This window comes from Pseudomonas asgharzadehiana (assembly GCF_019139815.1).
Classification (GTDB): Bacteria; Pseudomonadota; Gammaproteobacteria; order Pseudomonadales; family Pseudomonadaceae; genus Aquipseudomonas; species Aquipseudomonas asgharzadehiana.
Genome location: NZ_CP077079.1, coordinates 3,890,650 through 3,910,512, shown reverse-complemented (window position 1 = coordinate 3,910,512; position 19,863 = coordinate 3,890,650). Strand labels below are relative to the sequence as shown.

Below are 19,863 nucleotides of genomic sequence, written 5' to 3'. Positions count from 1 at the left end.
GGCGCCGAATGGTCGTGCATCACGCACAAAGCCACCTTGCGGTGGCTTTGCCTTGGGGGTTGTCGGGTCAGTTGGTATAAATCGGGCCTACGCCCAGGCCCCAGACGATCACGGTGAACGCCATGATCGCTACCAGCACCACAAGGCCTACAGCCAGCACCGAGCTGGAAAACAGAAAGCCTTCGTCCGGATCGATGTTCATGAAGGTCGGCAACCCTACATACAGCAGGTACACCGTGTAGCAGATCGCCGCCGTGCCCACGACCATGCCCAGCCACATATGCGGGTACAGCGCGGCCAGCCCGCCGATAAACAGTGGCGTGGCGGTGTAGGTGGCAAAGGCCACGCAGCGCGCCATGCTGGGGCTGGCATCATAGGTGCGCGCCATCCAATGAATGAAGGCGCCCATCACCGCCACGCCGCCGAGCATGGCCGCGTACGACATGATGGTCATCCATAACGCGCTTTCCTGGGTCAGCATCACCGGCGCGCGGTTGCCGATGACCCAGCCGACCTGGGTGGTGCCGATAAACGCTGAAATCGCGGGGATCGCCGCGAGAATCAGGGTGTGAGTGAAGTACATGTGGCCGATGCTTTCTTCTTTATCGCCACGGATTTCCCGCCATTCCTGGTCGGGATGGGTAAACAGCCCCACGACGTGATGGATCATGCCAGTCACTCCTGTCGTTATTACCATCGCCCCCCATCGGAGCGCCCACGGGCCAAATGGCCTGAAAGGTCTGGATATGTGTGCGACCTCATGTCGCAGTATAGGAAGGTATGACCGGAATGACTGTAGGGCCTTTAGAGCAAATCGCGCTGTAAATACCGGGCGTAATCGCGCCGAGGTCTGTGGCAGGCATGCATTTTAAGGGGGGAGGTAGCTTGCTCCCGATGGCAGTGGGTCGGTTAATAAACAGGCGCCCGATATAACGCGTCGGGAGCAAACCCCCGCCCACCATGGAACTCGGTCGTTCATGAAGGTAAAATGCTGCGCTTTTCGTCACACACCTTTAGCGGATCCAAGCGCAATGGGCACTCTCACGGTCAACCAGAACAAACTGCAAAAACGCCTGCGCCGCCTGGCCGGTGAAGCAGTCGCCGATTTTAATATGATCGAGGATGGCGACAAGGTCATGGTTTGCCTCTCTGGCGGTAAAGACAGCTACACCATGCTCGACGTGCTGTTGCACCTGCAAAAGGTCGCGCCGATCAAGTTCGAGATCGTCGCCGTCAACATGGACCAGAAACAACCGGGCTTTCCCGAGCATGTGCTGCCGGCCTATCTGAAAGCACTGGGCATCGAGTACCACATCGTCGAAAAAGACACGTATTCGGTGGTCAAGGAGCTTATTCCGGAAGGCAAGACCACCTGCTCGCTGTGCTCGCGCCTGCGCCGTGGCACGCTCTATACGTTTGCCGACGAAATCGGCGCGACCAAGATGGCCCTGGGTCATCACCGTGACGATATCGTCGAGACCTTCTTCCTGAATATGTTCTTCAACGGCTCGCTCAAGGCCATGCCGCCCAAGCTGCGTGCCGATGACGGACGCAATGTGGTGATTCGCCCACTGGCGTATTGCAACGAGAAGGACATCCAGGCCTACTCCGACCTCAAGCAGTTCCCGATCATCCCGTGCAACCTGTGTGGCTCCCAGGAAAACCTGCAGCGCCAGGTGGTCAAAGAGATGCTGCTGGATTGGGAAAGCAAGACGCCAGGCCGTACCGACAGTATCTTTCGCAGCCTGCAGAACGTGATCCCGTCGCAGTTGGCCGACCGCAACCTGTTCGACTTCACCAGCCTGAAAATTGATGAGACCGCAGCGTCGCGTTTCGTCAATGTTGTGAACCTCTAACGTTTTTCAACGCTCTGAAAGACGGCGCTCACAGGCGCCGTTTTCATTTTCTATCCCCAGGAGAGGGCATGCGCGATTACAAGTGGCTGCACGAATATTGTCTGAACCGCTTTGGTTCAGCGGCCGAGTTGGACGCCCATCTGCCTGTACCCAAGACCCCTGAGCAATTGCGCAGGATCAGTGATGACCGCTATCTGTCTACCCTGGCTTTGCGGGTATTCCGTGCGGGCTTGAAGCACAGCGTGGTGGACGCCAAATGGCCGGCGTTCGAGCAGGTGTTTTTCGGTTTCGACCCGGAAAAAGTCGTGCTGATGGGCGCCGAGCACCTTGAGCGCCTGATGCAGGACACGCGGATCATCCGGCACCTGGGCAAGCTCAAGAGCGTACCGCGCAACGCGCAGATGATCCTCGACATTGAGCAGGAGAAGGGCAGCTTCGGTGCGTTTATCGCCGACTGGCCGGTGACCGACATCGTCGGGTTGTGGAAGTACCTGAGCAAACACGGCCATCAACTGGGCGGGCTGTCGGCGCCGCGTTTCTTGCGCATGGTCGGCAAGGACACGTTCGTGCCGAGCTATGACGTAGTGGCGGCCCTGAACGCACAGAAAATCGTCGACAAGGCCCCCACCAGTCTGCGCGATTTGGCAGCGGTGCAGGGCGCGTTCAACCAGTGGCACGCCGAGAGTGGGCGGCCGATGTGCCAGTTGTCGATGATGCTGGCGTATACGGTGAATCACTGAGGCTCAGGTGAGGCTGCCGCCAGCCGCCGGTTCAACTGATGCCGCCAGCGTACGTACAGCAGCGCCGTACAAAACACCGCCAGACTCGCCAGCATCTCCAGCACCCCGAACCCCTGCCGGTTCGGGTCATAGGCCGCCAGCGCGCCCTTGATGAAATACAGGTTCACCACAAAGCACATCCACGAATGCCCTCGTGCGCTGCCGACCAAGATCCCCGGCGCCAGCACCAGCAGTGGCACCAGTTCGATCAGCAGGATCACCCACGGCCGTGCGCCATGCAGGTCGGCCACAAACAGGTAATACACGCACAACAACCCCACCAGGGCGAAGAACGCCAGCAGGCTCAGCGCCCGAGCAACCTTGACACGCGGCTCCAGCCACGCCTGGGGCGGCAGAACCTTAGGTTTTCTGGCCACGGCCGTTCTCCAGCAGCGTGGCGGTGGTGGCCAGGCGCAGGCCCAAGGCCCGGCACAGCGCGATTTCATGTTGATCGAGCAGGCGCTTGCCGTCTGGCCCGGAATGGTGGCTGGCGCCATACGGCGTGCCGCCGCCTTGGGTGTCGAGCAAGGCTTGTTCGCTGTAGGGCAGGCCGGTAATCAGCATGCCGTGGTGCAACAACGGCAACAGCATCGACATCAGTGTGGTTTCCTGGCCGCCGTGCAGGCTGGCGGTGGACGTAAACACCCCGGCCGGCTTGCCGACCAGCGCGCCGGTGAGCCACAGGTTGCTGGTGCCGTCGAGGAAGTACTTGAGCGGCGCGGCCATGTTGCCGAAACGTGTCGGGCTGCCCAGGGCCAGGCCCGAGCAGTGCTTGAGGTCGTCGAGGCTCGCATACAACGCGCCTTCGTCCGGAATGCTCGGCGCCACGGCTTCACACTCGGTGGAGATCGCCGGCACGGTACGCAGGCGCGCTTCCATCCCGCCTTGCTCGATGCCCCGGGCGATTTGCCGGGCCATTTCACTGACCGAGCCGTTGCGGCTGTAATACAACACCAGCACGTACGCAGTGGTCACGGCAGAATCTCCAGCAGGTTTTCCGGTGGGCGGCCAATGACGGCCTTGTCGGCGGTTTCCAGGATCGGGCGTTCCATCAACTTGGGGTGCGCGGCGATAGCGGCGATCAGTTGCGCTTCGCTGAGGCTGGCGTCGGCCAGGTTGAGGCTTTTGTATTCGTCTTCGCCAGTGCGCAGCAATTGGCGCGCGTTGAGCCCGAGCTTGGCGAGCAGGGCCTTGATTTGCGCGGCGTTCAGTGGGGTTTCCAGGTAGCGCACGACGGTGGGAGTGAGGCCGCGCGCTTCGAGCAGTTCGAGCGCACCGCGGGATTTCGAGCAGCGCGGGTTGTGATAAAGCGTCAGATCGGTCATGTGCGGGTCGCATCTTGCGTAAGGTGGCGAGTATTCTACCCGCGCGGCGCCCCGTCCTTAAACCGTAAGAGGCGATAGCTCGCAGCCAACGTTCATTTTTGCGAAGGATTACCCCATGACAAGTCGACTGATCGGTGCATTGGCGATCATTACAACCCTGCTGCTCAGCGGCTGCGGGAATGACTACGGTGTTGACCAGTACGGTCAGAAAGTCGCGGCCCAACGTTTGGACAAGCAATGGCTGGTGGTCAACTACTGGGCGGAGTGGTGTGGCCCGTGCCGCACGGAAATCCCTGAACTCAACGCCCTGGCCGAACAACTCAAGGCGCAGAACGTGGGGGTGTTCGGGGTCAACTTCGACAATGTGCAGGGGGAAGAGCTGAAGGCGGCCAGCGACAAACTGGGCATCAAGTTCACCGTACTGGCGCAGAACCCGGAAGGGATCTTTGATATTCCGCGCAGCGAAGCACTGCCGGTCACCTACATCATCGATGACAAAGGCAAGGTGCGTGAGCAGCTGATGGGTGAGCAGACGGCGCAGGGCGTACTGGCCAAGCTCAAGGCCTTGCGCGGTTAAAGCAACACCTCAAATCAAATGTGGGAGGAGCAAGCCCCTCCCACATTTGGATCTCGATCCAGTCGGAGTCAGGATCAGCCTTCTTCAAGCCACAAGCGAATCGGCTTGCCCTCGGCCGGCCAGAACCGTGTCTGTTCGATCGGCGAGATGTCCCAGCGCTGCACGCCTCGCAGGGCCTGGAAGAAGCGGTTTTCCTGCTCCATCAAGGCTTCGCCGCACAGCTTGCGGGTGCTGCCCAGCGTGCCGAAGGTGAGCGTGTTGCCGTCCAGGGTGTACGGTGCAAACCAGTGGTTGCAACCGCCATTGCCATAGGCGCGACCATCGGCGCCGAGGGTCACGGTCAGGTGCGCGTAATCCATCAATGGCCGCTCACCGATCCACTCCACCACGTAGCTGTGATCTTGCTTGAGTTTTACCCCGTCACCGGCGCAGCCATTCAGGGCAGCCCCGATGGCGGCGAGCAGCAGCAAGCGTTTCATTGCGCAGCCTGCTGGCATTTCGGGCAGCGGTGCTTGTCGCCTTCGCTGGTCCAGCCCAGTTCTTTGATACGCGCGTTGGCGGCGGGTTGCAGCGGCTCTTTGGTCAGCTTGGTTTCCACCGCGAATTCAAACTCCAGCACGCTGTCGCAGCTGTCGCAGTTGACCTTCCAGGTGTGAATTTCCAATTCGCCGAATTTGGGCCCCTGAGCCATGGCGACCCATTGGCCGGCCGGGCGGATGGAGTAACGCGCATCGCCTTCGACGGTCAGGCGCATCGACAGGGTTTTACTGCCGCGCAGGGTGACGATCAGTACGTCGCCATGCTTGATCGAACCACCGTTGCCGGTGACTTGGTAACGGCCCGGCACCAGGGCGCGGCATTCGATCAGGGTGTGTTGCGGGCTCAGCAAGCTGAAGCGGAAATCGTGTTCGGCCATGGATCCTCCAAATAGGCGCGGCATCCTATCACGGGTGCCGGCCTATCATGAGCCTGGTATGTGACCGCTGATCATCCCTCCACGCGGTTTTGTACCTTGCCGCCGGCCCATGCGGCAATGTTGCTCAGCGTGGTGCCGGCAATCGCCGCCAGCGCTTCGCGGGTAAGGAACGCCTGGTGCGCGGTGATGATCACGTTGGGGAAGGTGAGCAGGCGCGCGAGCACGTCATCTTGCAAGGGCAGGTCGGAGCGATCCTCGAAAAACAACTGGGCTTCTTCTTCGTAGACATCCAGCCCCAGGTAGCCGAGTTGGCCGTCCTTGAGCGCGTCGACCAGCGCCGGGGTGTCCACCAGCCCACCGCGGCCGGTGTTGATCAGCATGGCGCCGGGCTGCATCTGCGCCAGCGAACCTGCGTTGATCAGGTGTTTGCTGTCGGCGGTCAGAGGGCAATGCAGGCTGATGATTTGGGCCTCGGTCATCAGCTCGGGCAGGCTGACATAGCGCGCGCCCAGGGCTTGGACCTGTGGGTTGGGGAAGGGGTCGTAGGCCAGCAACGTGCAGCCGAACCCGGCCATGATCTTGGCGAAGGTCGCGCCGATCTGGCCGGTGCCGACCACGCCGACGGTCTTGCCCACCAGGTCGAAACCGGTCAGGCCGTGCAGGCTGAAGTCGCCGTCGCGGGTGCGGTTGTAGGCGCGGTGCAGGCGGCGGTTCAGGGCGAGGATCAGCGCCACCGCGTGTTCGGCCACGGCGTGGGGCGAGTAGGCCGGTACGCGCACGATGGTCAGGCCCAGGCGTTTGGCGGCGGCCAGATCGACATGGTTATAGCCCGCCGAGCGCAGCGCGATGAGCCCGGTGCCGCCCCGGGCCAGGTGCTCCAGCACCGGCGCGCTGAGGTCGTCGTTGATAAAGGCGCAGACCACTTCGTGGTGTTCGGCCAGGGCCACGGTGTCGAGGTTGAGCCGGGCCGGCTGGAATTGCAGTTCCAGGCCCGCCGGCAAGGGTTCGCCGAGAAAACTGTCGCGGTCGTAGGTTTGGCTGCTGAAAAGAATCACGCGCATCAAAGGCGTCCTTATTGATAAGTTCAGGCGCTGATCCGCGCTTCACTGGCCAGCCGGGCGATGGCCATTTCCAATTCGTCCAGCGCGCTCATGGCCTTGGCATCGTCCTGTTTGAGCAGGGTTTCGGCACGTTGGCAGGCGGCGCGCAGTTGCGGCACGCCACAGTAGCGGGTGGCGCCGTGCAGGCGGTGGACGCGTTCGATCAGGGCAAGGTTGTCACTGGCGGCGCGGGCGACGTTGATGGCCTCGCGATCGGCTTCCAGCGAGGCCAGCAACATGGCGAGCATATCCGCCGCCAGGTCAGCCTTGCCGGCGGCCAGGCGCAACCCTTCCTCATGGTCCAGCACCGGCAGTTGCACGCCCGGGCCGAGGCCTTCCGTGGCGCGCTCCGGCCCTTGATTACGCAGGGCCAGGCCCGTCCATTTCAGCACCACCTGCGCCAGTTGCCGTTCGCTGATGGGTTTGGTCAGGTAATCGTCCATGCCGCTTTGCAGCAAGGCCCGTTTTTCATTGGCCATGGCGTGGGCCGTCAAGGCGACTACCGGTAATGGCGTGCCGTGGCGTTCGCTTTCCCACTGGCGAATCGCCTCGGTGCTTTGGCGTCCGTCCATGCCGGGCATTTGCACGTCCATCAACACCAGGTCGTAGGTGTCCTGTTTTACCGCGTCGACCGCTGCATAGCCGCTTTCTACCGCGCGCACCTTCGCGCCCATGTCTTCAAGCAGTGTTTGCACCAGCAGCAAGTTCGCCGGGTTGTCGTCCACACACAGCACGCGCGGCGCACGGCTGGCCAGCGGCTCGCCCGGTTCGTTGCGCGACGGGCGCGGGCTGATCAGGTCGGCCAGCGCCCGGCGCAGCTTGCGGGTGCACGCCGGCTTGGCCTGCAACTGGCTATTGGGGTTGGGCACCGATTGGTTGAACAGCATCTGTTCGGTGGTCGGGCACAGGATCAGCACTTTGCAGCCCAGGTGCTCCAAGTCCCACAGATGTTGGTTGAGGCGCTCGGGCGGAATGTCGTTGGCGGTCACGCCGAGCACTGCCAGGTCAATGGCCTGCTCGGTCTGATGGGCGCTGGTGATGCCGTTGGTCAGGCTTTCCAGGGTATTGAACGGCGTGACTTCAAGGCCGCAGTCTTCCAACTGATGCTGTAAGGCCTGGCGTGCCAGCTCATGGTTTTCCAGCACGGCCACGCGATGGCCCAGCAGCGGCGCGCAAGGCAGGTCTTCGACATCATCGCGGGTCTTGGGCAGGCTCAGGCTGATCCAGAACTCCGAGCCTTCGCCCGGCGTACTGTCGACGCCGATTTCACCGCCCATCTGTTCGATCAAACGCTTGGAAATCACCAGGCCCAGCCCGGTGCCGCCCGGCTGGCGCGACAGCGAGTTGTCGGCCTGGCTGAATGCCTGGAACAGCGCGCGCACGTCCTGGCTGGACAGGCCGATGCCCGTGTCCTGCACGCTGATGCGCAGTTGTACGCTGTCTTCCTGTTGGTCCTCGATCATCGCGCGGGCCACGATAGTGCCCTCGCGGGTGAACTTGATCGCATTGCTGATCAGGTTGGTGAGGATCTGCTTGAGCCGCAGCGGGTCGCCCACCAAGGCCAGCGGCGTGTCGCGGTAGACCAGGCTCACCAGTTCCAACTGCTTGGCGTGCGCGGCGGGGGCGAGGATGGTCAGGGTGTCTTGCAACAAATCGCGCAGGTTGAACGGGATGCTGTCGAGCACCAGCTTGCCGGCCTCGATCTTCGAGAAGTCGAGGATCTCGTTGATGATGCCTAGCAGGTTATCGGCGGATTTTTCGATGGTGCCCAGGTAGTCGAGTTGGCGCGGTGTGAGTTCGCTTTTTTGCAGCAAGTGGGTAAAGCCCAGGATGCCGTTGAGCGGTGTGCGGATTTCGTGGCTCATATTGGCCAGGAACTCCGATTTGATACGGCTGGCCTCCAGGGCCTCCTTGCGTGCCAGGTCCAGCTCGATGTTTTGGATTTCGATGGTTTCCAGGTTCTGGCGCACGTCTTCGGTGGCCTGGTCGACGCTGTGTTGCAGTTCTTCCCGGGCGTTTTGCAGGGTTTCGGCCATGCGGTTGATGCCCGAAGCGAGTTGATCCAGCTCCTGGCTGCCCAAGGCGGGCAAGCGGGTTTCCAGGTTGCCGTCCTTGAGTTGAGCCACGGCTTGTTTGATCAAGCCAAGCGGCGAGTTGATGGTGCGGCTGATACGCAACGCCAGGGCCGCGGTAAAAATCAGGCCGATGGCAATCAGCAACAGGCTGGCGAACAGGCTGCGATAGCCGCGCAGCAACATGCCGTTATGGGACAGCTCCACCTCGACCCAGCCCAGCAGGCGGTCGGCCTCATCGGGAATCCAGTCGCCCGCCAGGTTGCGGTGGCGGCCAAATACCGGCATGAGATAGCGAGTGGCGTCGTTGCCGGTGCGCTGCAACAGATGCGAACTGTTGCCGACCGGCGGCTGGTTGAGCATGGTCGGGCCGGCGTGGGCGAGGGGCGCGCGGTCTGGCGCAAGGAAGGACACGGCGCGTACGTCCGGTTGTTCCAGCGATTGGGTGGCGATGCGCTCCAGCAGGTCGGTGTTTTTGCTGCTCAAGGCAGGCGCCACCAGGGGCGCCAATTGCTCGGCGATCATTTCGCCACGTTGCAGCAGTTGGGTCTGCAACTCCGAGAGCTGCATCCAGGTGAAATACCCGCCCAACAGCAAGGCCATCAGGCTGGTCGGTAATAAGGTCAGCAACAGTACGCGGCCTTTTATCCCCATTCTTCTAAGCACGCCACTCTCCTGCTACGACACTGATATCAATCTTCCGCGCCGGCATCCGGCCCGCGCCACCTGCGCAGTGTAGCCATTTGCACGGGGTGGAATCTTGCAAATTAACGACCGAGCGCAATCTTCGGGCACTCGGTGCCCGGCAGCGATTGCCTGCGGCGGGGTAATCTTGAATAATCAGCGATTGAGAATGACTTGCAGACGCTAATGAATCCCGCAGCCGTTGGCCTACCCAGTATCCTGACCATTGAAGATGACCCTGTGCTGGGCGCGTATGTGCACGAGCACCTTGGGCGCTGCGGCTTTCAGGTGACGTGGTGCCAAAACGGCCAACAAGGCCTGGAGATGGCACGCGCGCAGGCTTTCGACGTGGTGTTGATGGATATCCTGCTGCCGGGGCTGGATGGCTTGTCGGTCCTCACCCATTTGCGCCGCAGTCATTCGATCCCGGTGATCCTTATGTCGGCCCTGGGCGCCGAGGCCGACCGCATCAGCGGTTTTCGCCTGGGGGCCGATGATTACCTGCCCAAACCCTTCAGCATGGTCGAGCTGCGCGTGCGCATCGAGGCCATCCTGCGTCGGGTGGCCCTGGATCGCCGCCCCGCGCCGACCCTGGCACCGCTACGTGAGGATGCGCACAGCCTGCGTTTGGACGATGAACAGTGGGATGTGTTTTATCAGGAGCGCTGGGCCGGCCTGACCCGCAGCGAATATCGTCTGCTGGAAACCCTGCATCGCAATGCCGAAGAAGTCCTCAGCAAGGCTTTTCTTTATCAACAGGTGCTGCAACGTGGTTATGCACCCCATGACCGCAGCCTCGACATGCATGTCAGCCAGATCCGTCGCAAGCTCAAGGCCATCGGCTATAGCGAGCGCGAAGTGCGCACGGTGTGGGGCAAGGGCTATGTGTTGAGCGGTCATGACGACGGGCTTTAAGGCTTCGCTCAAACGGCTGCCGGGCAAGCACTCGTTATTCTGGAAGCTGGCCTGCCTGTTGATCGCCTTCTGTTTGCTGATGATTTGGCTCAGTTGGTCCTGGGGCCGGTACATGGAGCAACAGAACGCGTACCTGTCCGACGAGGCGAGGGTCACTTTGAGTGGTTATGCCGTCGGCGCCGAACAGGCCTGGAACCGTGACGGCAACGCCGGCGTTGACGCGTGGTTGCAGGCGATGCGCCAGCGTGAAAGCACCTGGGTGGGCGTGATCGGCAATGACTTGCAGTCGTTGAGCAGCTATCCACTGAGCGACACCGAAAGCCAGCGCCTGACATTCCTGCGCGGCCTGGATTGGCCGGTGAGTCGTCACATAAAGGGCTTGCCGTGGTTGAAGATCCCATTTGCGGTCGACCCAGGTGTCGGCTCGCTTGTGATCGAATTGCCGCAGCGCTTTATGCCGGGGCGTTACCAAGTGTTCTGGCGCGTCGTAACCAACGGCGTGATTCCCGGCCTGTTTACCTTGCTGCTGTGCATTGGCTTGTATCGGTTGCTGATCATGCCCCTCAATCAGTTGCGCGAGCAGGCCAATGCCTGGCGTGCCGATCAGTTGAACACGCGGCTGTCCCATGACGCGACCAGTCGCCAGGATGAATTGGGTGAGCTTGGTCGGGCCTTTGACCATATGTCCGAGCGCTTGCAGGGGACGATGGTTTTGCAGCAGCAGTTGCTGCGCGACATGTCCCATGAACTGCGCACGCCATTGAGCCGCCTGCGCGTGGCGTGTGACAGTGAGCAGGACCTGACGCAACTGCGCGACCGGCTGGGGCGGGAGATAGACGCCATGCAACGCCTGGTGGAAGACAGCCTGCAACTGGCTTGGCTGGATGCCGAGCGGGCACCGCTGCCCAAGGAGGATATTCAACTACAGGCCCTGTGGGACATGCTGCGCGAGAACGCGTGTTACGAAAGTGATTGGCCTGCGTCACGCCTGCCGTGCCTATTGGCCACTGACTGTTGGGTGCGGGGCAACCTGAATGCCCTGGCCCAGGCCCTGGAAAATATCCTGCGCAACGCTATCCGCCATTCCCCGGACGGCGGCGTTGTGTGCCTGGATGGACGGCGCGATGGCGCGTATTGGCACCTGTGGCTGGAAGACCAGGGTGCAGGGATCGATGAGCGGGATCTTGAGCGGATCTTTGCGCCGTTTACTCGCTTGGATGGCTCGCGGCCCGGCGACGGAGGGTTTGGGTTGGGGCTGAGCATTGCACGCAACGCGGTGCAGCGTCAGGACGGCAGCCTATGGGCGGAAAATACCGGCCAAGGCCTGCGGGTGCACCTGCGGTTACCGGCACGCTAGGCGTCAACCGCGACGCTGCTTGCGTTTCTTCCACTGGTGCGCGACCCACCAGCGCCAGTAACCCATGGTCAGGCAGTAGGCCAGTGCGCCCAGCACCAGCCCCAATACCACGGAGCCGAGGAGGAAGGGCTGCCACAACGTACTCAACTGGCCGCTGATCCATTCCCAGGTCAGGTCATCGGGCAGGCTGCGCGGCGGTACATTCATCAGCCAGGCGCCGGTCATATAGGTGCAGATAAACACTACCGGCATGGTGATCGGGTTGGTCAGCCAGACCAGGCTGATCGCGATGGGCATATTGCCACGTACCGTAATCGCCAATATTGCCGCCAGTAACATCTGCAACGGAATCGGGATAAACGCCGCGAACAGCCCCACTGCCATGGCGCGCGCCACTGAGTGCCGGTTCAGGTGCCAGAGGTTAGGGTCATGCAGCAACGTACCCAGAAACTGTAATGACTTGTGTTCCCTGATACTGGTGGGGTCGGGCATGTACCGTTTGAATAAGCGCCGGGGCATAAGGGGTCCAGGTCAGTTCGAGGGGCAAGTATGCGCGCATTCTATAAACAGAAAATTCAGACTTTGTGACAAAACATCATTGGGCGCGCTGAACCCCCCGCTATGACTGAATGGGTCACTTGAAAAGGATGATCCATGAAAACAGGGATGTTTACGTTGGCGCTGGGGCTACTTGCCTTACGTTTCCTGCCGGCGCTGCCGTCAGTGGGGTGGCTTATAGCCATGTTGGTGTTGGCGTTGATGTTGCTGCCTTTTCGCACCTTTGCACTGGCGTTTTTCCTGCTGGGGCTGAGCTGGGCGTGCATCAGCGCGCAGTGGGCATTGAATGATCGCCTGCAGCCTGCGCTCGATGGTCAGACGCGTTGGCTCGAAGGGCGTGTGATCGGCTTGCCGCAGCAGACCGCTACGGGAGTGCGTTTCGACTTGGCCGACAGCCGGTCGCGCAATGCGCGGCTACCTTCGCGTATCCGGGTATCCTGGCACGGCGGGCCAGCGGTGCGCAGCGGGGAGCGCTGGCGCCTGGCGGTGACACTCAGGCGACCGTCGGGGCTGCTTAATTTTCACGGGTTTGATCATGAAGCCTGGCTGCTGGCCCAACGCATCGGTGCCACCGGGTCGGTCAAGGACGGCGAACGCCTGACGCCGGCGCGCCATGCCTGGCGCGACACGGTGCGCCAACGCCTGCTGGCGGTGGATGCCCAGGGGCGCGAAGCCGGTCTGGCGGCGTTGGTGCTGGGAGATGGTTCCGGGCTGGAGGCCAAGGACTGGCAGGTGTTGCAGGATACCGGCACGGTGCATTTGCTGGTGATTTCCGGCCAACACATCGGCTTGCTGGCAGGGTTGATCTACGGGCTGGTCGCGCTGCTTGCGCGCTACGGTTGCTGGCCCCGCGCCTGGCCATGGCTGCGGTGGGCGTGCGGCCTGGCATTTGCGGCGGCACTGGGCTATGGCGTGTTGGCGGGGTTCGGCGTGCCGGTGCAGCGGGCCTGCGTCATGGTGGGGTTGGTGTTGTTGTGGCGTTTGCGCTTTCGTCATCTGGGGTTCTGGTGGCCGCTGTTGCTGGCGCTGGTCGCGGTGCTGATCCTTGAACCATTGGCCAGCCTGCAAGCCGGGTTCTGGTTGTCCTTTGCCGCCGTCGCTGTGCTGGTGCTGGCATTCGGGGGCCGCCTGGGGCCTTGGAGTGTCTGGCAGGCCTGGACGCGACCGCAATGGTTGATTGCCATCGGTTTGTTTCCGGTGCTGCTGGTGTTGGGGTTGCCGATCAGCGTCAGTGCGCCGCTGGCCAATTTGGTGGCTGTGCCGTGGATCAGCCTGGTGGTGTTGCCTCTGGCGTTGCTGGGGAGCGTGCTGTTAGGAGTGCCCCTTGCAGGAGAGTGGCTGCTGTGGCTGGCGGGTGGGGCGCTGGATGGGTTGTTCAGAGGTTTGGCATGGCTTGCGGGGCACGTGCCTGCGTGGATACCGGCTGAGGTGCCCCTGGTTTGTTGGTGGGTGAGCCTGGCGGGCGCGGTGCTGTTGCTGCTGCCCAAGGGCGTACCGTTTCGGGTGTTGGGTTGGCCGATGCTGCTGTTGGCGGTATTTCCCCCGCGCGAGCAGGTACCCCATGGACGGGTGGACGTGTTGCAGTTGGATGTGGGGCAGGGGCAGGCGTTGATCCTGCGCACGCGCCATCACACCTTGCTCTACGATGCGGGCCCGCGCTCGGGGGCGATGGACCTGGGCGCGCGCGTGGTGGTGCCGGCATTGAAAAAGCTTGGTGTAGGTGCGTTGGACATGATGCTGCTCAGTCATGCCGATGCCGACCACGCCGGTGGCGCGGCGGCCGTGGCCCGCGCACTGCCGGTCAAGCGTGTCGTGGGCGGCGAAACCGGGGGGCTACCGGCATTGCTCGACACCCAACCCTGTAGCAGCGGCGAGCAGTGGACCTGGGACGGCGTGATCTTCGAACTTTGGCAATGGCCTGATGCCACTGCCGGAAACCCCAAATCCTGCGTGTTGCAGGTGCAGGCCAATGGTGAGCGGTTACTGCTGACGGGGGATATCGATCGTGCCGCTGAGCGGGCGTTTCTCGACTCTCCCTTGGCGCTGCGCACCGATTGGCTGCAAGCCCCTCACCATGGCAGCCGCAGTTCATCGTCGTGGCCTTTTCTTCAGCGGCTGGCGCCTGGGTCGGTGTTGATTTCCCGGGGGCGTGGCAACGCGTTCGGTCATCCTCACCAGCAGGTCATGCAGCGCTATAAGGCCTTGGGCAGTCGGGTATACGACAGCGCCGAACAGGGGGCCGTGCGCCTGCAATTGGGGGCCTTCGCACCCCCGGTTGTTGCGCGCGGTCAACGCCGTTTCTGGCGTGAAGCGTTACCCTGATCCAGCGTTAACCGGCGCTGGAGCCTGCGACAGGCGGCGCCATGGCCGACAGACCCCGCTGCCAAACCTATATGGTAAAGTGGCGCACTTTTTCGAGGGGACATTCACTGTGTGGGAATTGGTCAAATCCGGCGGCTGGATGATGTTGCCGATCATCTTGAGCTCCGTCGCCGCACTCGGCATCGTTGCCGAACGCCTGTGGACTCTGCGCGCCAGCCGCGTCACCCCCGAGCATCTGCTGGGGCAGGTCTGGGGCTGGATCAAGAACAAGCAGTTGGACAAGGAAAAACTCAAGGCCCTGCGCGCCGACTCGCCGCTGGGTGAAATCCTCGCAGCGGGCCTGGCCAACTCCAAGCATGGCCGCGAGATCATGAAGGAATGCATCGAAGAGGCCGCCGCCCGGGTTATCCATGAGCTGGAGCGCTACATCAACGCCCTCGGCACCATCGCCGCCATGGCCCCGCTGCTCGGTTTGCTGGGTACGGTACTGGGCATGATCGATATTTTCAGCTCGTTCATGGGTTCGGGCATGAGTACCAACGCCGCTGTGCTGGCCGGTGGTATTTCCAAGGCGCTGATCACCACGGCGGCGGGCCTGATGGTCGGTATTCCTTCGGTGTTTTTCCATCGTTTCCTGCAACGGCGCATCGATGAACTGGTGGTCGGCATGGAGCAGGAAGCCATCAAGTTGGTGGAAGTGGTTCAGGGCGACCGTGACGTGGACCTCGTCGGGGGCACAGCGTGAAATTTCGCCGCAAGCAACGGGAAAACGTTGATATCAACCTCGCGTCGCTGATCGACGTGGTGTTTATCCTGCTGCTGTTTTTTGTCGTCACCACCACCTTCACCCGGCAGACCGAGCTGCGTGTCGACTTGCCGGAAGCGGTGAGCGGTTCGCCGGCCGAAGACCAGGAGGTCAAGCAGATTGACATCGCCATCAGCGCCGACGGCGTGTTCTCGGTGAATAACCAGGTGCTGGAGAAAAACGACCTCGCCAGCCTGATGGTCGCCTTGGAAAAAGAGTCCGGGGGCGATACCAAGATGCCGTTGTCCATCAGTGCCGATGGCAAGACCCAGCATCAGGCCGTGATCACCGCGATGGATGCCGCCGGCAAGCTGGGTTTCAGCCACCTGCGCATGAGCACCGTCGAGGCGGCGAGCCAACCCTGATGGCCATGTCCGATCGTTTGCTCAAGGCCTGGTACGAGGGGCATCCGGCGCTCACCCTGTTGCGGCCGCTGGAGTCACTGTATCGCCGTATTGTGGCGCGCAAGCGCGCGCGGTTCGTGGCGGGCGAGGGCGATATTTATCAGTCGCCGGTGCCGGTGGTGGTGGTCGGTAACATTACCGTGGGGGGCACCGGCAAGACGCCGTTGATCCTGTGGTTGATCGAACACTGCCGGCGCAGCGGCGTACGCGTGGGCGTGGTGAGCCGTGGGTATGGTGCCAAGCCGCCGCGCTTGCCGTGGCGCGTCGAGGCCAGCCACAGCGCCGAGGTGGCGGGGGATGAACCTTTGCTGATCGTACAGCGTTGCGGCGTGCCCTTGATGATCGACCCCGACCGCAGTCGCGCGGTCAAGGCACTGCTGGCCAGCGAACCTCTCGACCTGATCCTCTCTGATGACGGCCTACAGCACTACCGTCTGGCTCGCGACCTGGAGTTGGTGCTGATCGATGCCGCCCGTGGCCTGGGCAACCGCCATTGCCTGCCGGCCGGGCCATTGCGCGAGCCGGTGGAGCGTTTGCAGAGTGTGGATGCGCTGCTTTATAACGGCGCCGGCTCAGATCGCGACGATGGTTTTGCCTTTCGCCTGCAGCCCAGCGCGCTGATCAACCTGCAGACCGGCGAGCGCCGCTGCGTCGAGCACTTCGCTCCGGGCCAGCGGGTGCATGCGGTCGCCGGTATCGGCAACCCGCAACGTTTCTTCAACACCCTTGAAACGCTACACTGGCAACCCATCCCCCATGCGTTTGCCGACCATGCGCCGTACAGCGCCGAGGTCCTGAATTTCACGCCGTCGCTGCCGCTGGTCATGACCGAAAAAGACGCGGTCAAGTGCCGCGCCTTTGCCCGGCCCGACTGGTGGTACCTTGCGGTGGATGCGTTGCCGTCGCCGGCGTTCGTCGCCTGGTTCGACACGCAACTGATGCGCCTGCTGCCTGACCGACTCTTGCCTTAAAACGCTTCTTTCCAGGAAACACTCATGGACACCAAACTGCTCGACATCCTCGCTTGCCCGATCTGCAAAGGCCCGCTCAAGCTCAGCGCCGACAAAACCGAGCTGATCAGCAAAGGCGCCGGCCTGGCGTACCCGATCCGTGACGGTATCCCGGTGATGCTTGAAAGCGAAGCACGCACCCTGACCACCGACGAGCGTCTGGATAAATGACCACTGCCTTTACTGTTGTCATTCCCTCACGCTACGCATCGACCCGCCTGCCGGGCAAGCCGCTGCAACTGATCGGCAGCAAGCCGATGATCCAACTGGTGTGGGAACAGGCCTGCAAAAGCAGCGCAGAGCGCGTGGTGGTGGCCACCGATGACCCGCGTATTATCGAAGCCTGCAAAGGTTTTGGTGCCGAGGCGGTACTGACCCGCGAAGACCATAACTCCGGCACCGACCGCCTGGCCGAAGTCGCCACTCAGCTTGGCCTGGCGCCTGACGCCATTGTGGTCAATGTGCAAGGTGACGAGCCGCTGATTCCGCCAAGCGTGATCGACCAGGTGGCCGCCAACCTGGCGGCCCATGGTGAAGCGCGCATGGCGACCCTGGCGGAGCCGATTGAAGACATTGAAACGCTGTTCAACCCGAACGTGGTCAAAGTGGTCAGCGATATCAACGGCCTAGCGCTCACCTTCAGTCGCGCGACCTTGCCTTGGGCGCGTGACGCCTTCGCCAAAAAACGTGATGTGCTACCGGCAGGCGTGCCTTATCGCCGCCATATCGGCATCTACGCCTACCGCGCCGGTTTCCTGCATGACTTCGTCAGTTGGGGCCCATGCTGGCTGGAAAACACCGAATCCCTGGAGCAACTGCGTGCCTTGTGGCATGGCGTGCGCATCCACGTGGGCGATGCCCTGGAAGCGCCGCCGGCGGGTGTCGACACCCAGGAAGACCTTGATCGCGTTCGTCGCCTGCTGGGGGCTTGATGGAGGTTCTGTTTGTCTGTCTGGGCAATATCTGCCGCTCGCCCACTGCTGAAGGTGTGCTGCGGCACAAGTTACGCGAAGCGGGGCTGGCCGGCCGGATCGAGGTGGCATCCGCCGGTACCGGCGAATGGCATATCGGCAACCCGCCGGACCAGCGCAGCCAGCGTGCGGCGCTGGAGCGCGGTTACGATTTGTCGGCCCAACGTGCGCAGCAGGTCTCCCGCGCCGATTTTGCGCGCTATGACCTGATCCTGGCCATGGACAACAGCAACCTGCGCAACCTCAAGGCGCTGCAACCGGGGCAAGGCAAGGCTGAGCTGGATTTGTTCCTGCGCCGCTACGACTCGGAAGTGGACGAGGTGCCAGACCCTTATTACGAAGGCGAGCAAGGTTTCGAGCGGGTCTTGGACCTGATCGAACGAGCCTGTGATTTATTGGTGATCGAATTGAAGGGGCGGTTATGACCTTGCAAGTACGTGCGCAGGTATCGCTCAAGCCATTCAACAGCTTCGGTATCGACGTGCGCGCCCGGCTGTTCGCCGAGGCCCATAGCGACGCGGATGTGCGCGAAGCCCTGGCCTGCGCCGCCGCGCAGGCGCTGCCGCTACTGGTGATTGGCGGTGGTAGCAACCTGCTGCTGACTCAGGATATTTCAGCGCTGGTTTTGCGCATGGCCACTCAGGGCATTCGCGTGCTGCACGATGATGGCGTGCATGTGGTGGTCGAGGCCGAAGCGGGCGAGGCATGGCACCCGTTCGTGCTGTGGACGCTGGCGCAGGGCTTCTGCGGTCTGGAAAACCTCAGCCTGATTCCCGGCACCGTCGGCGCAGCCCCGATGCAGAACATCGGCGCCTACGGTGTGGAGATCAAGGACGTATTCGCGGGCCTCACTGCGCTGGATCGCCAAACCGGCGAGCTGCGGGAGTTCACCCTGCAAGAGTGTAACTTTGCCTACCGTGACAGCCTGTTCAAACACGAGACCGGGCGTTGGCTGATCCTGCGCGTGCGCTTTGCCCTGAGCCGCGCCAGCCACCTCAAGCTAGACTACGGCCCGGTGCAACAACGCCTGGCCGGGCAGGGGATTACCGAGGCGACGCCGAGCGATGTCAGCCGCGCGATTTGCAGCATCCGCAGCGAAAAACTGCCGGACCCGGCCGTGCTGGGCAATGCCGGCAGCTTCTTCAAGAACCCGTTGGTACCCGAGGCCCTGGCCGAAAAGCTGCGGGCGCGGTACCCGGATCTGGTGGCCTACCCTCAGGCTGACGGGCAAATGAAGCTTGCCGCAGGCTGGCTGATCGACAAGGCCGGTTGGAAGGGCTTTCGTGACGGCGATGCGGGCGTACACAAATTACAGGCGCTGGTACTGGTCAATTATGGCGGCGCCACGGGGCAAGACATTGCCAACCTGGCCCGGTGCATCCAGCGTGACATCTCTGAGCGTTTTGAGGTCGAGCTGGAAATGGAACCCAACCAGTACTGACGTCCTGCTCTTTGATAAAAAAATGCCCCGCATCTTTCGATACGGGGCATTTTTATGTGGCTGGCAATCAGTCGTCGCGGCTCATGATGCCGAAGATCTGCAACAGGCTGATAAACAGGTTGTAGATCGACACATACAGGCTGATGGTCGCCATGATGTAGTTGCGCTCACCGCCGTGGATGATGGCGCTGGTCTGGAACAGGATGCACACGGAGGAGAACAGCACAAAACCCGCGCTGATCGCCAGTTGCAGGCCGCTGATCTGGAAGAACATGCCTGCAACCACCGCCGCCAGCAATACGAAGAAGCCCGCGGTGATGAAACCGCCCAGGAAGCTCATGTCCTTACGGGTGATCAGCACATAGGCCGACAAACCACCAAACACCAGGGCCGTCATGGCAAATGCCGAACTCACCACTTGCGCGCCGCCGGCCATGCCGAGGTAACGGTTGAGGATAGGGCCGAGGATAAAGCCCATGAAACCGGTCAAGGCAAACGCCGATACCAGGCCCCAGGCCGAGTCACGCAGCTTGTTGGTCAGGAAGAACAGACCATAGAAGCCGATCAGCACCACAAAGATGTTCGGGTAGCCGACGCGCATCTGCTGCGCCACGAACGCCATTACTCCGCTGAAAGCGAGGGTAAGGGCGAGCAGGCCATAGGTGTTGCGCAATACGCGGCTGACTTCAAGCTGCTCAGCCTGCGCGTTACCATTCACTGCGTAATTCTGTTCGCGCATGGCGACACTCCTTCGGTTTTGAAACGTTCAGT

At 62.0% G+C, this 19,863-nt stretch carries 23 protein-coding genes; 13 read left to right on the top strand and 10 right to left on the bottom strand.

Translation table 11 applies throughout. The features are described 5' to 3' along the window. Positions 1-67 precede the first annotated feature (67 nt). Positions 68-670 (bottom strand): Yip1 family protein, encoded by a 603-nt coding sequence (locus KSS96_RS17645; RefSeq protein WP_017527208.1) that lies wholly within the window; start codon positions 668-670, stop codon positions 68-70. Between the two features lie 361 nt (positions 671-1,031). Here KSS96_RS17645 and ttcA point away from each other — a divergent pair, with 361 nt between their 5' ends. Next, positions 1,032-1,856, top strand: a complete 825-nt coding sequence (gene ttcA / locus KSS96_RS17640; protein ID WP_017527209.1) for a tRNA 2-thiocytidine(32) synthetase TtcA — start codon at positions 1,032-1,034, stop codon at positions 1,854-1,856. Positions 1,857-1,924: 68 nt separating this feature from the next. After that, entirely contained in the window at positions 1,925-2,596 is a 672-nt protein-coding gene (locus KSS96_RS17635; protein ID WP_217855157.1) for a DNA-3-methyladenine glycosylase I, read from the top strand. Here KSS96_RS17635 and KSS96_RS17630 read toward each other — a convergent pair. Genes KSS96_RS17630 through arsC form a run of 3 tightly spaced genes read right to left on the bottom strand, consistent with a single transcriptional unit; the run spans position 2,590 to position 3,960 of the window. Then, positions 2,590-3,012, bottom strand: coding sequence for a DUF2069 domain-containing protein (locus KSS96_RS17630; RefSeq protein WP_017527211.1), 423 nt, complete (start codon positions 3,010-3,012; stop codon positions 2,590-2,592). The two genes, KSS96_RS17635 and KSS96_RS17630, sit on opposite strands and share 7 nt — an antisense overlap. Continuing rightward, positions 2,996-3,610 (bottom strand): NAD(P)H:quinone oxidoreductase, encoded by a 615-nt coding sequence (wrbA, locus tag KSS96_RS17625; RefSeq protein ID WP_017527212.1) that lies wholly within the window; start codon positions 3,608-3,610, stop codon positions 2,996-2,998. The genes KSS96_RS17630 and wrbA overlap by 17 nt, the downstream gene beginning before the upstream one ends. Further along, positions 3,607-3,960, bottom strand: a complete 354-nt coding sequence (gene arsC, locus KSS96_RS17620; RefSeq protein WP_017527213.1) for an arsenate reductase (glutaredoxin) — start codon at positions 3,958-3,960, stop codon at positions 3,607-3,609. The genes wrbA and arsC overlap by 4 nt, the downstream gene beginning before the upstream one ends. Before the next feature lie 115 nt (positions 3,961-4,075). Here arsC and KSS96_RS17615 point away from each other — a divergent pair, with 115 nt between their 5' ends. Then, positions 4,076-4,537 carry a TlpA family protein disulfide reductase gene (locus KSS96_RS17615; RefSeq protein WP_017527214.1) on the top strand — a complete coding sequence of 154 codons (462 nt, stop codon included), beginning with the start codon at positions 4,076-4,078 and terminating at the stop codon, positions 4,535-4,537. Positions 4,538-4,611: 74 nt separating this feature from the next. On the opposite strand, the gene KSS96_RS17610 is transcribed toward KSS96_RS17615, so the two are convergent. From KSS96_RS17610 to KSS96_RS17595, 4 genes are all read right to left on the bottom strand, one after another. Next, on the bottom strand, positions 4,612-5,016 hold the full coding sequence (locus tag KSS96_RS17610; protein WP_017527215.1) for an META domain-containing protein: 405 nt from the start codon (positions 5,014-5,016) through the stop codon (positions 4,612-4,614). Further along, positions 5,013-5,453 (bottom strand): hypothetical protein, encoded by a 441-nt coding sequence (locus tag KSS96_RS17605; RefSeq protein ID WP_065877407.1) that lies wholly within the window; start codon positions 5,451-5,453, stop codon positions 5,013-5,015. Before KSS96_RS17605 ends, KSS96_RS17610 begins: the two co-directional genes overlap by 4 nt. 71 nt (positions 5,454-5,524) lie before the next feature. Beyond that, positions 5,525-6,514: a 2-hydroxyacid dehydrogenase gene (locus KSS96_RS17600; protein WP_065877405.1), complete on the bottom strand. Its 990-nt coding sequence runs from the start codon at positions 6,512-6,514 to the stop codon at positions 5,525-5,527. Between the two features lie 23 nt (positions 6,515-6,537). Then, positions 6,538-9,291, bottom strand: a complete 2,754-nt coding sequence (locus KSS96_RS17595; protein ID WP_217855155.1) for a response regulator — start codon at positions 9,289-9,291, stop codon at positions 6,538-6,540. A gap of 204 nt (positions 9,292-9,495) precedes the next feature. On the opposite strand from KSS96_RS17595, the gene KSS96_RS17590 reads away from it, so the two are divergent. Continuing rightward, complete coding sequence (locus KSS96_RS17590) at positions 9,496-10,224, top strand: response regulator transcription factor (RefSeq protein WP_065877401.1); 729 nt, start codon at positions 9,496-9,498, stop codon at positions 10,222-10,224. Then, positions 10,208-11,581 (top strand): sensor histidine kinase, encoded by a 1,374-nt coding sequence (locus tag KSS96_RS17585; RefSeq protein ID WP_068937036.1) that lies wholly within the window; start codon positions 10,208-10,210, stop codon positions 11,579-11,581. Before KSS96_RS17590 ends, KSS96_RS17585 begins: the two co-directional genes overlap by 17 nt. Positions 11,582-11,584: 3 nt before the next feature. Here the strand turns inward: KSS96_RS17585 and KSS96_RS17580 are convergent, their stop codons facing one another. After that, positions 11,585-12,100 carry a DUF2062 domain-containing protein gene (locus tag KSS96_RS17580; protein WP_017527221.1) on the bottom strand — a complete coding sequence of 172 codons (516 nt, stop codon included), beginning with the start codon at positions 12,098-12,100 and terminating at the stop codon, positions 11,585-11,587. Positions 12,101-12,235: 135 nt separating this feature from the next. On the opposite strand from KSS96_RS17580, the gene KSS96_RS17575 reads away from it, so the two are divergent. From KSS96_RS17575 to murB, 8 genes are all read left to right on the top strand, one after another. Beyond that, entirely contained in the window at positions 12,236-14,461 is a 2,226-nt protein-coding gene (locus KSS96_RS17575) for a DNA internalization-related competence protein ComEC/Rec2 (protein ID WP_225913294.1), read from the top strand. Positions 14,462-14,570: 109 nt separating this feature from the next. Next, the gene (gene pocA, locus KSS96_RS17570; protein WP_017527223.1) at positions 14,571-15,206 is read left to right on the top strand and encodes a flagellar polar localization protein PocA; all 636 of its coding nucleotides are present in this window, start codon (positions 14,571-14,573) and stop codon (positions 15,204-15,206) included. Next, entirely contained in the window at positions 15,203-15,631 is a 429-nt protein-coding gene (gene pocB, locus KSS96_RS17565; RefSeq protein WP_017527224.1) for a flagellar polar localization protein PocB, read from the top strand. Before pocA ends, pocB begins: the two co-directional genes overlap by 4 nt. Further along, positions 15,631-16,641, top strand: a complete 1,011-nt coding sequence (gene lpxK / locus KSS96_RS17560; protein ID WP_065877395.1) for a tetraacyldisaccharide 4'-kinase — start codon at positions 15,631-15,633, stop codon at positions 16,639-16,641. Before pocB ends, lpxK begins: the two co-directional genes overlap by 1 nt. 24 nt (positions 16,642-16,665) lie before the next feature. Then, positions 16,666-16,851, top strand: a complete 186-nt coding sequence (locus KSS96_RS17555) for a Trm112 family protein (protein ID WP_003174668.1) — start codon at positions 16,666-16,668, stop codon at positions 16,849-16,851. Continuing rightward, positions 16,848-17,612, top strand: coding sequence for a 3-deoxy-manno-octulosonate cytidylyltransferase (gene kdsB / locus KSS96_RS17550; RefSeq protein ID WP_017527226.1), 765 nt, complete (start codon positions 16,848-16,850; stop codon positions 17,610-17,612). Before KSS96_RS17555 ends, kdsB begins: the two co-directional genes overlap by 4 nt. Then, positions 17,612-18,076 carry a low molecular weight protein-tyrosine-phosphatase gene (locus KSS96_RS17545; RefSeq protein WP_017527227.1) on the top strand — a complete coding sequence of 155 codons (465 nt, stop codon included), beginning with the start codon at positions 17,612-17,614 and terminating at the stop codon, positions 18,074-18,076. The genes kdsB and KSS96_RS17545 overlap by 1 nt, the downstream gene beginning before the upstream one ends. Further along, positions 18,073-19,092: a UDP-N-acetylmuramate dehydrogenase gene (gene murB / locus KSS96_RS17540; protein WP_065877393.1), complete on the top strand. Its 1,020-nt coding sequence runs from the start codon at positions 18,073-18,075 to the stop codon at positions 19,090-19,092. The genes KSS96_RS17545 and murB overlap by 4 nt, the downstream gene beginning before the upstream one ends. Before the next feature lie 67 nt (positions 19,093-19,159). On the opposite strand, the gene KSS96_RS17535 is transcribed toward murB, so the two are convergent. Continuing rightward, positions 19,160-19,831 (bottom strand): Bax inhibitor-1/YccA family protein, encoded by a 672-nt coding sequence (locus tag KSS96_RS17535; RefSeq protein WP_017527229.1) that lies wholly within the window; start codon positions 19,829-19,831, stop codon positions 19,160-19,162. Positions 19,832-19,863 lie beyond the last annotated feature (32 nt).